Annotated in this window: 12 protein-coding genes and 1 pseudogene; 10 read left to right on the plus strand and 3 right to left on the minus strand. The window is 39.0% G+C overall.

Annotated features, from left to right (window positions below):
- Window positions 1-176: 176 nt before the first annotated feature.
- Complete coding sequence (locus H4J61_RS16865) at window positions 177-2,822, plus strand: EAL domain-containing protein (RefSeq protein ID WP_182186412.1); 2,646 nt, start codon at window positions 177-179, stop codon at window positions 2,820-2,822.
- A 23-nt stretch (window positions 2,823-2,845) separates the two neighbouring features.
- Here the strand turns inward: H4J61_RS16865 and H4J61_RS16870 are convergent, their stop codons facing one another.
- Window positions 2,846-3,778 carry a hypothetical protein gene (locus H4J61_RS16870; protein ID WP_182186414.1) on the minus strand — a complete coding sequence of 311 codons (933 nt, stop codon included), beginning with the start codon at window positions 3,776-3,778 and terminating at the stop codon, window positions 2,846-2,848.
- A gap of 139 nt (window positions 3,779-3,917) precedes the next feature.
- On the opposite strand from H4J61_RS16870, the gene tatA reads away from it, so the two are divergent.
- The 7 genes and pseudogenes from tatA (at window position 3,918) to hemB (ending at window position 8,135) form a co-directional block, all read left to right on the plus strand.
- On the plus strand, window positions 3,918-4,166 hold the full coding sequence (gene tatA / locus H4J61_RS16875; RefSeq protein ID WP_182137184.1) for a Sec-independent protein translocase subunit TatA: 249 nt from the start codon (window positions 3,918-3,920) through the stop codon (window positions 4,164-4,166).
- Window positions 4,166-4,534 carry a Sec-independent protein translocase protein TatB gene (gene tatB, locus H4J61_RS16880; RefSeq protein ID WP_182137183.1) on the plus strand — a complete coding sequence of 123 codons (369 nt, stop codon included), beginning with the start codon at window positions 4,166-4,168 and terminating at the stop codon, window positions 4,532-4,534. The genes tatA and tatB overlap by 1 nt, the downstream gene beginning before the upstream one ends.
- Window positions 4,531-5,286: a twin-arginine translocase subunit TatC gene (gene tatC / locus H4J61_RS16885; RefSeq protein ID WP_182137182.1), complete on the plus strand. Its 756-nt coding sequence runs from the start codon at window positions 4,531-4,533 to the stop codon at window positions 5,284-5,286. The genes tatB and tatC overlap by 4 nt, the downstream gene beginning before the upstream one ends.
- A complete protein-coding gene (locus H4J61_RS16890; RefSeq protein WP_182137181.1) occupies window positions 5,286-5,801 on the plus strand; it encodes a hypothetical protein in 516 nt (171 codons plus the stop codon). The genes tatC and H4J61_RS16890 overlap by 1 nt, the downstream gene beginning before the upstream one ends.
- A 15-nt stretch (window positions 5,802-5,816) precedes the next feature.
- Complete coding sequence (locus tag H4J61_RS16895) at window positions 5,817-6,611, plus strand: TatD family hydrolase (RefSeq protein WP_182186417.1); 795 nt, start codon at window positions 5,817-5,819, stop codon at window positions 6,609-6,611.
- 18 nt (window positions 6,612-6,629) lie between these two features.
- Window positions 6,630-6,920, plus strand: a pseudogene (locus H4J61_RS16900) (GGDEF domain-containing protein); the annotation flags it as partial.
- Between the two features lie 198 nt (window positions 6,921-7,118).
- Window positions 7,119-8,135, plus strand: a complete 1,017-nt coding sequence (gene hemB / locus H4J61_RS16905) for a porphobilinogen synthase (protein WP_182186421.1) — start codon at window positions 7,119-7,121, stop codon at window positions 8,133-8,135.
- Window positions 8,136-8,288: 153 nt separating this feature from the next.
- On the opposite strand, the gene H4J61_RS16910 is transcribed toward hemB, so the two are convergent.
- Complete coding sequence (locus H4J61_RS16910) at window positions 8,289-9,827, minus strand: guanosine-5'-triphosphate,3'-diphosphate pyrophosphatase (protein ID WP_259363418.1); 1,539 nt, start codon at window positions 9,825-9,827, stop codon at window positions 8,289-8,291.
- 3 nt (window positions 9,828-9,830) lie between these two features.
- Window positions 9,831-11,096 carry an ATP-dependent RNA helicase RhlB gene (rhlB, locus tag H4J61_RS16915; RefSeq protein WP_182137177.1) on the minus strand — a complete coding sequence of 422 codons (1,266 nt, stop codon included), beginning with the start codon at window positions 11,094-11,096 and terminating at the stop codon, window positions 9,831-9,833.
- Window positions 11,097-11,283: 187 nt separating this feature from the next.
- Here rhlB and trxA point away from each other — a divergent pair, with 187 nt between their 5' ends.
- Both trxA and rho read left to right on the plus strand, forming a co-directional pair.
- On the plus strand, window positions 11,284-11,610 hold the full coding sequence (trxA, locus tag H4J61_RS16920; protein ID WP_182186423.1) for a thioredoxin TrxA: 327 nt from the start codon (window positions 11,284-11,286) through the stop codon (window positions 11,608-11,610).
- 187 nt (window positions 11,611-11,797) lie between these two features.
- Window positions 11,798-13,057 carry a transcription termination factor Rho gene (gene rho / locus H4J61_RS16925; RefSeq protein WP_182137176.1) on the plus strand — a complete coding sequence of 420 codons (1,260 nt, stop codon included), beginning with the start codon at window positions 11,798-11,800 and terminating at the stop codon, window positions 13,055-13,057.
- The last annotated feature ends 501 nt before the right edge of the window (window positions 13,058-13,558 follow it).

The following is a 13,558-nucleotide window of genomic DNA, read 5'->3' on the forward strand; positions in this document are numbered from 1 at the left end:
GCAGGCTGTGTCACAGTCTATTTATTTGAAATCGTGAAATTTTTAGCCAGAACTGAACTTATCTGATGATAATTAAAGAATAAATGACGCTAAGCTCTCGCTAAGCCTATTTATTTTGTTAGACTAGCCGTACAAAAATAATACTAATGATAAAACGGAATTTATAAGTGGACTTGATGGCGACGGAAAATACTCATGCGATACGCCAACTTCCTAAGTTAAAATCGCTACTTAAAAAGTATCGACAGCTTAAAAACAAACAATCGAGTTTGTTACAACTGTCTGAATTATCCAGTTCAATAACCGATCTAGATGCGTTTTATCAAGGTCTTGAATCCGTAATTAAAACCTTACTAGCTACTGACAGTTTCAATATAGCCTTGTTAACCCCCTCTAACGAATTACAATTCACTTACTGCCATAATCCTGTAGAAAAGCGTTTACATGAAGATCTTGATGTAGCTAAAGGACGAAAAAGTCTAACCGGCCTAGTTTTAGAAAGCCAAGCACCAATACATTGTTCTGCCAAAGAAAGAATGGCACTGGCCAAAGCGGATAAAATTGTCTTGTATGGCTCAGTATGGACAGATTGGCTTGGTGTGCCATTAAAACGTGGCGAACAGGTTATCGGTGTTATTTCTCTACAAAGTTATGATAAAAAACGCTATTTTTCTGAGGAAAATTGCCAAATTTTAGAGTTTATTGCTGAACATTTAGTCACAGCTATAGATCGCGTTCGAAGTAGAGAGTTATTAGAGTCTAGTATTCAACAACGTACCATTAAATTAACGCAAACCAATCAAGAGTTACAGCGTGAAATTGTTGAAAGGCAATTGGCAGTTAAAACACATCAAGTGCTGCTTAATATTTCTGAACTAACAACAAAATCGCAAGCTATCTCCGAACTTTATCAAGCCTTGCATGACGAAATCAATAAGCTATTACCCGCAAAAAATTTTTATATCGCCTTATTATCTGAAAATAAAAGCCAATTAGAATTTCCTTACTATTGTGATGAGAAATTTACACAGCCCGCGACGAGAAAGCTCAGTAGCGGCCTGTCTGAAATGGTCATAAGAAAGGGTAAACCTATTCTTTTGAGCGATAGCATAATGTACACGTTAGCGGCAGAAGGTGAAGTAACACAATGTGACTTTAGCTCGCCATCTCCTGATTTCGCCTTAACACAGGCTTGGCTGGCCGCCCCTTTATCTAATCAGGGTGAGATTTTTGGGGTTATTGCTATCCAGCATTATCAAGACAAAAATGCTTATCACAGTAAAGATCTCGAGCTTATGCGTTTTGTTAGTCACCATATTGCCATTGAAATTTTACGACAAAAAACGCAACAACAAGCAAGAAAAAACCATGAAGTGCTTGAAGAAAGAGTCAATAAACGCACCCAAGAGCTCCAAGCAACCAATCTCAATTTACGTATGCAAATTGAAGAACGTCGAAAAGCAGAGGCACGTTTGTATCATGACGCGCATCATGATGCTTTAACACAACTACCGAATAGATCGATGTTTTCAGAGCGTTTAACCTATGCTATTCGACATTTAAAGCGCCATCCTAGCCATAGGTTTGCCGTTTTATTTATTGATTTAGATCGCTTTAAAATGATCAACGACACCCTAGGACATCACGCTGGCGATCAATTTTTAATCGAAATTGCGCGTCGCCTAGGCTATTGTGTGCGCGACAATGACACTTTAGCTCGGTTAGGTGGTGATGAGTTTGTAGTGTTATTAGACTCATTACAAGCACGTGAAGATATTGAAGAAATTGCATCTCGTATCATTACATCAATTGCGCAACCCTTTGAACTTGAGGGTCATACCTTGTATTCAAATGCCAGTATGGGCATTGCTCAAAGTCGGGTTGGCTATAAAGATGCCAGCGAAATATTACGTGATGCTGATGCCGCAATGTATGAAGCAAAAAGTTTAGGCCGCGGTCGATACGTTTTCTTTGAGGACAGCATGCGGGAAAAAATTATTGCCAGCATGACGCTTGAGCAAGAATTAAGGCAAGCCATTCAAAGCAAACAGTTTGAATTACATTATCAGCAAATTTTAGATTTAACCTCAACTAAAACTATAGGCTTTGAAGTACTTTTACGTTGGCAGCATCCAACAAAGGGCTTGTTAACCCCGAGTGAGTTTCTTTTTATGGCAGAAGAAACCGGTATGATTTTGGATATAGAAACCTGGGTGATTGAACAAGTTTGTTTGCAGTTAAAACGATGGCAACAGTCAAAAGAATATGAGCACACTTATATTGGTGTCAACCTATCAGGCCGTCACTTAATTCAAGCGAACCAATTAGCAAAATTAATGGCCTTAATCAGTGCTAATACAGTTGAGCCTGAACGACTGATTCTTGAGTTTAATGAATCTGCTTTTGCTCGACATACCGAACTCGCACTTAAAGGCTTAAAGAGCTTGAAAGAGTTTGGCGTTAAGTTAGCTTTAGATGATTATGGTGCTGGTTTATCGTCTTTAAATTTTTTACATAATTACCCGTTTGAATTTATTAAACTCGATCGCAGTTTTATCCATGCTTTAAATCACAATGATAAAAACTTATCTTTAATTAAGGCCTTGCATGAGCTGGGGACAAAATTTGGCTACCAACTAGTGGCGGAAGGCATTGAATCTGAAGTCATGTTCAAGAAGCTACAAACCGTAGGTTGTCAATTTGGCCAAGGTTATTATATTAACCGGCCAGGAAAAATAGTGGGCAATAATGCTGAAACTGATACTGAAAATGAAAGTTATATTGATACTAACAGTAATGCGGTAGCAATGATTCAGGCCTAGTTTAACGCTCGAACAAGTTAGCGCTAACCCTTGTGAAAAAAGCCTTCAATGCGTAAGGCGATACCCGGGGTTGTGTTGTAATTTTCTTGCTCGGGAAACTCGACAAAAGGCTCTATTTCAAAAAACAACCAATCGCGCACAGCATTAAAGCGGTATCGATAACTTAAGGTGTACTTATCAATAACAAAGCCTCGTGCCCCGTTGCGTTCACCTTCAGCTTGTAAGCTCAGCACTGATGCCGTGGTGTGATTTATTTGCTCTAGTTTATAAAAACCATGCTTCCAGCGAATACCACTAAAGGCCGCAGAGCCTCGAATACTATAATTTAGACGAAAAAGTGATTTGCTACTTAATTGATAATCGTACTCCAACAATAATTTAGCGCCAAGGCCATCATTAAGGTAGTAATACATTGACGGTTCAACTAAAAAACCTTGCTTGGTATTAATAGTTAAGCGACGTTTATGTTTTGCTCTAGCAAATATATCGCCACCTGAAATACCCAAACGATAATTCATTAACCGGTCATTTTTTTTATCTTGTGTATAGTTTAGTGCTAAAGAAAATTTTTCTTCTTCAGTGCTCGAATTGGTGTTGACTGACTCTAGCGGTAGATTGTTGAGTTCATCATCTGTTTCGTCAGATAACACCACACTAACTCTGTCTTGAAAATGCGGCAATTTAACACGCAATCGAAAGCGTGGCTTGATTTCACTCCAGTCACGACTTTTTGGCAACCAAGCAAAACTAATTTTTGCGGTTGTTTTTGGACTTTGTTGTTCACTATCATTTGCAATAAAAAAACTATCAAACCATTGCGCAGATTGATAAACGGAGTCAGAAACCGTTTCATGCAATCCTTGCATCCAGTGTTCATCTTTTTGTTCAGCGGGCGCTTTTACTTCTACTGAAGCATAAGCTTGTGCTGAACTTGCAAATGCAAAGTAAAATAACACTAGGCAAAAATGCCAATAACACTGGTTTTTACAATACATTCTTATCAAAATTTGTTTTACCTCACTATTTATCATATCAGTTGGTGATTTTTTTTCTATAAACTTTATAATGAAATCAAATAAATTATTGGAGTTTTTTATGGGCGGTATAAGTATTTGGCAATTATTAATTATTGCGGTCATTGTCGTATTGTTGTTTGGCACAAAAAAAATACGTAATTTGGGTACTGATTTAGGATCAGCAGTGAAAGGATTTAAAAGTGCAGTAACTGACGATACAGCAAAAAAAGAAGACGCTAGCCAAGAAGATTTAGCTAATAACGACAGTTTAGGTGATAAAACAGCCAAAGAAAGTACTGTGGCTGAAAAAGAGAAAGACCAAGTCTAATGTTTGATATAGGTTTTTGGGAACTGCTATTAATTGCTATTATTGGCCTAGTCGTACTAGGGCCCGAGCGATTACCCGTAGCAATTCGTTCTGTGCGTAGCTGGATAAATAGCATGCGTAATTTTAGTGAGGGCGTTAAAAATGAACTCACTGAAGAGCTGCGTATTCATGAACTGCATGCTAATTTAAAGAAAGCTGAACAAGCTGGCATGAAAGACTTATCACCAGAAGTTGCCGCGTCAGTGAAGTCACTAGAAGAAGCGGCAGCAATGGTCAATAATCCTTATCAAACAGCTGAAAACACAACAGACTCGTCTGAAAAAGTCGAACAGCTCGATGATAATAAAAATGAAAAGCAGGGTAAATGAGTTCAGCCGCTAAACAAAATCACACATTATTTGATCACTTATTAGAACTGAGAACACGATTATTGCATGCAGTGTTAGGTGTGTTAGTTATTTTCTGTTCGTTGATTTACTTTGCCCAAGATATTTACCAATATGTCGCAAAGCCACTTTTGGCCGTTATGCCAGAGGGTACGCAAATGATCGCGACTGATGTAGCATCCCCCTTCTTTACGCCATTTAAACTCACCATTGTCTTATCGATATTTCTTGCCATGCCATACATTTTATATCAATTGTGGTCGTTTATTGCGCCTGGTTTGTATAAGCATGAAAAACGTTTAATGGCACCCTTAATGCTCGGTAGTACCTTATTGTTTTATGGCGGTATTGCGTTTGCTTACTATGTGGTGTTTCCAGTTGCTTTCGCCTTCTTTTCTTCGGTAGCACCCGATGGCGTTACCATTGCAACAGACATTAGCAGCTACTTGGATTTTGTTTTAAAACTATTTTTTGCTTTTGGTGCCGCATTTGAAATCCCTATTGCCATTATATTACTGTGTTGGACTGGCGTAACAACTCCAGCTAGCTTACGCACTAAACGCCCTTATATTGTGGTGGGTGCATTTGTCGTTGGTATGTTGTTAACACCACCAGATATTATTTCTCAAACCATGCTGGCATTACCCATGCTATTGCTATTTGAGTTAGGTATTATTATCGCCTCTGTTTATTATCGAACAGAAGAAGAAACAGCATCAAAGGAAGAACAATAATGAAAAATAATTCTATTATAACGCTTACTATTTTGACCTTGTTATCATTAACAACAAAAGCAGAAACACTTAATGTCAGCTTAGCCCAATGTCTAAAAATTCAAGACAGTTTAGCGCGTTTGGTTTGTTTTGATGACTTAGCTGAGCAAGCTGTGCCAGCCGTCAATGTGAAGGCTAAAATGGTAAAAAATACGCCCGAGGTTAAAGATGAAACTACCATGGCTCCTACGTCGACAAAAGTAGCAGACTTTGGTGCAGAACATTTAACCACATACAAAGTAGCTGAAGAAGACCAACAAGTTGTGTTGATTGTTGAGCAGTTAAGTAAAGATCACTACGATAAATGGCGCTTCACCTTTACCAACGGTCAACAATGGCAGCAAACTGATAATGACTTTCTTAAAATTGAAGTCGGCGATAGTGTCTTACTTAAAAAAGGCTTTATGAGTGCGGTTTATTTGAAGAAAAACCTCCCAGATTCCAATCGAAAGATTCGTGTTAAACGCATGAAATAACGAGTTTATAGTCCCTTGATTGATATTGGTGTCAACTTAACCAACATACGGTTTGACAAAGATCTTTCTGCTGTTATTACCCGCGCTAAAGCAAAAAATATTAATGCCTTACTGGTTACTGGCACTAATATTTTTGCAAGTAAGCAAGCGATTGAGCTTTGCCAGGACTATCCAGACTACTTATATAGTACTGCCGGTATTCATCCGCACGACGCAGACCATGCCGAGAAAAATTTCCAACAACAACTGGCTGATTTAGCTGAAAATAGCTGCGTTAAAGCGATTGGTGAGTGCGGGCTAGACTTTAATCGTAATTTCTCAAGTGCCGTCAATCAGAAAAATGTTTTTACTCAGCAAGTGGCGTTAGCAGAGCAACTTCAATTACCCTTATTCTTACATCAACGTGACGCCTTTGAACCTTGGTTTGAAATTTTAAAACCTTATATTGCTCGTATTCCCGCGATGGTTTCCCATTGCTTTACCGGCAATCAAAAAGAGTTACAGCAATGCATAGATGCTGACATGTATATTGGCATTACCGGTTGGCTTTGCGATGAGCGTCGTGGTCAAGAGTTACGCGATATTGTGCCTTTTATTCCACTAGATCGACTAATGATCGAAACAGATGCGCCTTATTTAACGCCAAGAAACATTCGTCCAAAACCCAAAAGTAGCCGTAATGAACCTAGCTACTTACCTTATATTGTCACTGTGTTAGCCGAATTAATGGGTTATAGTGAACAGGAAATTATCAAACAAACAACCCTTAATAGTGAACGCGTTTTCAATTTAAGTACTCGCAATGCGTAATTCAGTACGGATGTTGCTTGTCGCTATGGTGGTGAGGAGTTTTGCTTGATCCTGCCTGAAACAGATGAAAAAGGGGCTTTAGCTTTGGCAGAAGATATTTGTCAACGTGCGCGCCAACAACATATTTTCAATCATGAAAATGTTATTCATTTAACCGTCAGTTGTGGTCTGACAAGGTATCAGCAAGAGCAAGGTGTGACACCTGAAATTATCTTTGATAAGGCAGATAAAGCCCTCTATAAAGCTAAGCAAGCGGGTCGAGATCAAGTACAAGTAATGCCCATTGAAATAATGAATCTGTCAACTTAGTGCTTCAATAGCGATTTGATAAAAAGAAGAACATGTTAAGTATAGTTCTTTATCATGCATTTTTAGCCTCCATTTAATGGCTAGTGAGCTCACTAGGGGCCAGTTTAAAAAGCTATAGGCAAAGTTGTCAGTGCATTAATTCAGTGGGTGTAGCTATACGTATAGAAAAGTAAAATTAAATTATTATAGGAAATAAGTATGAACAACGTCTTTGGCCAATATCCCGCCCGTCGTATGCGTCGTATGCGCTCTGATGACTTTTCACGACGTTTAATGTCAGAACATCAACTGAGTGTAAATGATCTGATTTACCCTGTTTTTGTCTTAGAAGGTGAAAACCAGTGTGAAGCTATTGCCTCAATGCCAGGTGTCGAACGTAAGAGTATCGATCTGTTATTAGAAGAATGTCAGGAACTGGTCGCTTTAGGCATACCTGCGATTGCCATTTTTCCAGTTACCCCAGCTGATAAAAAGTCATTGTTGGCTGAAGAAGCTTATAACATTGATGGTTTGGCTCAACGCACCGTGCGAGCAGTGAAGGCAAAGTTCCCAAGCTTAGGTGTAATAACTGATGTTGCCTTAGACCCATTCACTACCCATGGTCAAGATGGCATTATCGATGATAACGGTTATGTACTGAATGACGTGACTAAGGATATTTTAGTTAAACAAGCCTTGTCTCATGCACAAGCGGGTGCTGATGTTGTTGCTCCTTCAGATATGATGGATGGTCGTATCGGCGCCATTCGTCAAGAGTTAGAGCTGCACCATTTTGTTAATACGAAAATACTGGCTTATTCTGCCAAATTCGCCTCTAGCTACTATGGTCCATTTCGTGATGCGGTAGGCTCTGCAGGTAATATCAAAGGGGGTAATAAATTTTCTTATCAAATGGATCCCGCCAATAGTAATGAAGCCTTGCATGAAGTCGCACAAGATATTCATGAAGGGGCAGATATGGTGATGGTTAAGCCGGGTATGCCATATTTAGATATTGTGCGCCGAGTAAAAGATAATTTTCAAGTGCCGACTTATGCTTATCAAGTCAGTGGTGAATATGCCATGCATATGGCCGCAATTCAAAATGGCTGGTTAGCAGAAAAACCTTGTGTAATGGAAGGTTTGTTGGCCTTTAAACGAGCCGGAGCAGACGGTATTCTTACCTATTTTGCTAAGCGAGTAGCACGTTGGTTAAAAGAAGAACAAAACGCCTAAACAGCCGTTGAAATACTCAAAACTGTGCTGAATTTACTGTCAGTTAATAGTCGTGCTATATAGCACGACTTTTTTATGCTCAGGAGCAAGGGGCGATTTTTTCTTCCAGACACTAATAATCAGAAGAGTTAAGGGTACAAGTTTGATGATTTTTCAGTCTGGCGTGGCCAAAACGCTTAACTCATTTTCACAGTCAATGTGCAAGCGATAACCTAGGCGAGCAATATGATCATTTTCTTGCTTTAATTCATCATGAATCAGCGCGTGTTGCATGAGCCAAGCTTTAGGTAAGGACAAGTGCAAAGCTTTCTCATTGAGCCTTATATGGTAGTTTGGTAATTTATCGTCTTTGCGGCGACGGCACAATTTTACCGCTAAGCGAAGAATAATTAATAATTTTGTCGCACTTTCAGCCTCTATCGCTGATTGTTGTTCAATAAGCACTTGGTTGATATCACCTTTATAAAGTGTGACCAAACTCACCAGTAATTGCCGATCTGGCTGACTAAAGCCCGCAAGGTCTGCATGAGTAAGAATATAAGCACTGTGCTGTTGATGGTATTTGTATTCAAGCAATAAACCTATTTCATGCAAGTCCCCACTGGCCAATAATAACTCTAATGCATTACCCTCAGGTAAATTCCATGAGCTTTTCAATTGGGTAAACAGCGTGCGAATTTGCCGCTTTACACTATCGGCATGTTGTTGATCAATATGAAAACGTTGGCTTAACGCCTGGATAGTGCGCTGGCGAATATTAGTGGTGTGGCTATCGGGTAACATTTCGTATAGTAAGCCTTCACGTAAGGCACCACTAGAGAGTGTTAATTGTTGAATAGAAAATTGTTGAAATAAGGCAATGAGAATAGCTAAGCCACTGGCAATCACAGGACTTCTCTCGGTTGATAAACCGGGTAAATTAATATCCTTGATATGCTCAAAGGTTTGTAATTGTTTTTGCACCTGATAAAGAAAGTCCAATGAAAGCACACTGGGCTTATGTTGATAAATCAACATTTCGGCTAATGCTTGCATAGTACCTGAACCGCCTAGTACGCATTGCCAACCAATTGCACAAAAATCAGCTTTTACCGTGGCAATAGTCTGTTCAGCGGCGGATATTGCATCAGCGAAGTTTTCAGCCGTAAGCGTACCATCGGGGAAAAACTGTTGATTATAAGTGACGCAACCCAAGTTAAGGCTATGAGCTTGTTTAACCCTAAAGCCTCGGCCAACAATAATCTCTGTACTAGCACCGCCAATATCTAAAACTAAGCGTTTATCTGCGCTATAACTGGTATGAGCTACGCCAAGGTATATATGCTTAGCTTCAGCAATGCCGCTTAACAAGGTGACTTTATGTCCCAAAACCTGCTCAGCTTTGGCCATAAAATCAGCACGATTATGCGCTAACCTTAAAGTGGCAGTGGCCACAATTCGAATATTTTCTTTGGGGATATCTTGCAGGCGCTCGGCAAAAAAACTTAAACATTCTAAGCCTTTTGCCATGGCTTGCTCAGACAATATATTTTCTGCACTCAGGCCAGCAGCAAGGCGCACTTTACGCTTTACTTTGTCAACAACCTGCACACTATCGGCAAGTTGTCGAGTGAGCAACATATGGAAGCTATTGGAGCCTAAATCGACCACGGCATACAGAGGTGATAAAGTCTCCATTGAAGTGGTCGTCATTAATTAGCTGTTCCTTTGAGGCCTAGTACCTGGATTGCGGCTTCGATTTTGGCCACCATTGTGAGGCTTATGACGACGCGGGCGTGGTTTAGGTCTTGGTAAGTCGGTCAATAGCGCATCATGATTATATTTACTGACAGGTAATGAATGATCAATGTAGCTTTCAATTGCGGGTAAATTAAAAACATATTGCTCGCATGCTAAACTAATGGCATGGCCAGTAGCACCCGCTCGGCCTGTACGGCCAATACGATGTACATAATCTTCACAGTCATCAGGTAAGTCATAATTAAATACATGAGTCACGGCTTCAATATGTAAACCACGTGCTGCTACATCGGTAGCGACTAAAACATCAAGTTGCCCCGCGGTAAATTGCTCTAAAATTTTCAGACGTTTCTTTTGAATAACGTCACCGGTAAGCATACCTACGCGAATATTATCCGCTTCAAGGTGGGCATATATTTTTTCACAAACATGTTTAGTATTGGCAAAAATAATCGCTTTGTCTGGCCAATCTTCTTCAATCAATGTTTGTAGTAAAGACATTTTATCTTCGTTAGAAGGATAAAATAGCTCTTCAGAAATACGAACATTGGTTTTCTGGTCGGGTTCTACTTCAACACTGTCAGGATCATTCATGTGTTCAAAAGCTAATTCTTTAACCCGAAAAGATAAGGTAGCAGAAAATAGCATGCTTAAACGCTCAGTCGCTGTTGGCATTTTTCCAAACATATAACGAATGTCTTTAATAAAGCCTAAATCGAACATACGATCCGCTTCATCAAGTACCACAACTTCGATATTACTAAGGTTATAAATACCTTGTTTTAAGTAATCAAGTAAGCGGCCACAAGTGCCGATTAAAATATCTACACCTTGTTCAAGTTCTTGGCGTTGACTTTCGTAACCTTCACCACCATATACAATACCAAGGCGTAACCCGGTACTTTTTGCCATTTCAATGGCATCGCGATGAATTTGAATTGCAAGCTCACGTGTTGGCGCCATAATTAAGGCACGCGGTTGATTGTGGCTAACATCTTTTTTCTGTAATAAATGATGAAATGTTGCCGCTAAAAAGGCAATAGTTTTACCTTCACCAGTTTGCGCTTGACCGGCAATATCTTTGCCCGTCATGAGTATAGGAAGAGACTTTGCTTGAATTGCAGTACAATATTCAAAGCCCATTGATTCGAGGCCGTTTACCACGGTAGGCTCGAGCTTAAGTTCGGAGAACTTTATTTCTGTTAAGTGTGTTTTTTTCATACCGCTAGCTTAACAGGTTACGCTATTAATAAAAATTAGATTCACATAAAAGCCTTAATAAATTGATAGCATTAGTTGATTTTGAAATAAAACGTCGATAACTGTTATATATCAATGTTGGTAATTAATGGTGATGAAGGTATAATCTTAACCAATTGGCGATAGGCCACCTTTAATGGAGATATAAATGAGCGATAAAATTGTTCAGTTAACTGATGAAAGTTTCGATACTGATGTAATCAATGCATCTGGTTTAGTCCTAGTTGATTTTTGGGCTGAATGGTGTGGTCCATGTAAAATGATCGCGCCGTTGTTAAATGACGTTGCTGAAGAATATGCTGGTAAATTAACTATCGGTAAATTAAACATTGATCAAAATTCTAACACTCCACCTAAATATGGCATTCGTGGTATTCCTACGCTGTTACTATTTAAAGATGGCGTTGTCGCTGACACTAAAGTTGGTGCGTTATCAAAAACTCAATTAAAAGAGTTTATTGATAAGAATTTATAAAAAAAGGCCCGAATGATCGGGCCTTTTTGTTTTTTAGCTAAAGATCAACTAAGTGATCCTTTACGGCTTTGCTTTTTAATGCTAAATTTAGATTTCGAACAAAAGAACATCTCAACACCATACTCAAACATCCTAAATCGCCAAACGGCGCAGCATAACAACCTAAATAGTCTAAGAACCCACCACTATGAATCTTAATGAACTTAAAGAAAAGTCGATCAGCGAACTAATTCAGCTCGCAGAATCAATGAAATTGGAGCATTTGGCTCGTAATCGCAAGCAAGACATTATTTTTGCCATTTTAAAAGCCCATGCTAAAAGTGGTGAAGATATTTTTGGTAGTGGTGTTTTAGAAATTCTACAAGATGGCTTTGGCTTTTTGCGATCAGCAGATTCTTCTTATTTAGCCGGTCCTGATGATATTTATGTATCACCAAGCCAAATACGCCGATTTAGCATGCGTACCGGCGATACTATTAACGGTAAAATTCGCCCACCAAAAGATGGCGAACGTTATTTTGCACTATTAAAAGTTAATGAAGTTAACTTTGATCGACCTGAAAATTCTCGTAATAAAATTCTTTTTGAAAACCTAACACCTATTCACCCAACCAACCGTATGACGATGGAACGCGGTAACGGTTCGACTGAAGATATTACCGCACGTGTGTTAGATTTAGCTTCACCGATTGGTAAAGGACAACGTGGTTTGATCGTTGCGCCACCAAAAGCGGGTAAAACTTTATTACTACAAAATATTGCCCAAAGCATTGCCCATAATCATCCCGATGCTGAATTAATGGTATTACTTATTGATGAGCGTCCGGAAGAAGTAACAGAAATGCAGCGCTTAGTTAAAGGTGAAGTTATTGCTTCTACCTTTGATGAGCCAGCGAGTCGTCATGTTCAAGTAGCAGAAATGGTTATTGAAAAGGCAAAACGTTTAGTTGAACATAAAAAAGATGTAGTTATTTTATTAGATTCAATTACTCGACTAGCACGTGCGTACAATACGGTTATTCCATCATCAGGTAAAATATTAACCGGTGGTGTTGATGCCAATGCCTTACATCGTCCAAAACGCTTTTTCGGTGCAGCGCGTAATATTGAAGAAGGCGGTAGCTTAACCATCATAGCAACAGCCCTTGTTGATACTGGCTCTAAAATGGATGAAGTTATCTACGAAGAGTTTAAAGGCACAGGTAATATGGAACTACACTTATCACGCAAAATTGCGGAAAAACGTGTTTTCCCAGCCATTCATTTCAACCGCAGTGGCACACGTCGCGAAGAGCTATTAACTAAGCCTGATGAATTACAAAAAATGTGGATATTACGTAAAATCGTCCATGAAATGGGTGAAATTGACGCGATGGAATTCATGATTGATAAACTGGCGATGACAAAAACTAATAATGAGTTTTTTGATTCGATGAAACGCCAGTAATACCGAGATAAACATTGTTTAAAAATGCCAGCAAATGCTGGCATTTTTATATCAGCAATAAAATTATCTGCTTATATAATTGAAAAGTAATTGAAAAATAATGGCTGCTGCTAAGTTCACCTAAACATTTGATATCCATTTTACTTTCAATCACGCTTGCCCGCTATTGCTCAATAATATGCTCCTGCTTTGTTTCTTTGGTGATTCTACCTCCAAGTATGAGGATTTATTCATGTCGAGAAGTGATGTTCTTAGATGGCTGTAAATTAGTCGAGTTGTATGGGAGTCATTACCGAGGTCGCTAGGAACGAACATCTCAGCATCAATCGAGCGGGTATAAAGCAGCTTTAGTATTGCAATAACGATCAGAGTCAAAAAATAATTTACATCATATTACTATCAATTAGGGATTTTATCTTTCAACCGTTATAATACCGACAAATTTTTGGTTCAATTCTAATAGAGTAGTTTAAAAGATTTCATCAATCCATTAGAGAAATT

It is taken from the genome of Colwellia sp. MB3u-4 (assembly GCF_014077065.1).
Classification (GTDB): domain Bacteria; phylum Pseudomonadota; class Gammaproteobacteria; order Enterobacterales; family Alteromonadaceae; genus Cognaticolwellia.

Coding starts and splice junctions, on each gene's coding strand:
- H4J61_RS16865 (WP_182186412.1), top strand. CDS start 177: ATGGCGACGGAAAATACTCATGCGATACGCCAACTTCCTAAGTTAAAA.
- tatA (WP_182137184.1), top strand. CDS start 3,918: ATGGGCGGTATAAGTATTTGGCAATTATTAATTATTGCGGTCATTGTC.
- tatB (WP_182137183.1), top strand. CDS start 4,166: ATGTTTGATATAGGTTTTTGGGAACTGCTATTAATTGCTATTATTGGC.
- tatC (WP_182137182.1), top strand. CDS start 4,531: ATGAGTTCAGCCGCTAAACAAAATCACACATTATTTGATCACTTATTA.
- H4J61_RS16890 (WP_182137181.1), top strand. CDS start 5,286: ATGAAAAATAATTCTATTATAACGCTTACTATTTTGACCTTGTTATCA.
- hemB (WP_182186421.1), top strand. CDS start 7,119: ATGAACAACGTCTTTGGCCAATATCCCGCCCGTCGTATGCGTCGTATG.
- H4J61_RS16910 (WP_259363418.1), bottom strand. CDS start 9,827: ATGACGACCACTTCAATGGAGACTTTATCACCTCTGTATGCCGTGGTC.
- rhlB (WP_182137177.1), bottom strand. CDS start 11,096: ATGAAAAAAACACACTTAACAGAAATAAAGTTCTCCGAACTTAAGCTC.
- trxA (WP_182186423.1), top strand. CDS start 11,284: ATGAGCGATAAAATTGTTCAGTTAACTGATGAAAGTTTCGATACTGAT.
- rho (WP_182137176.1), top strand. CDS start 11,798: ATGAATCTTAATGAACTTAAAGAAAAGTCGATCAGCGAACTAATTCAG.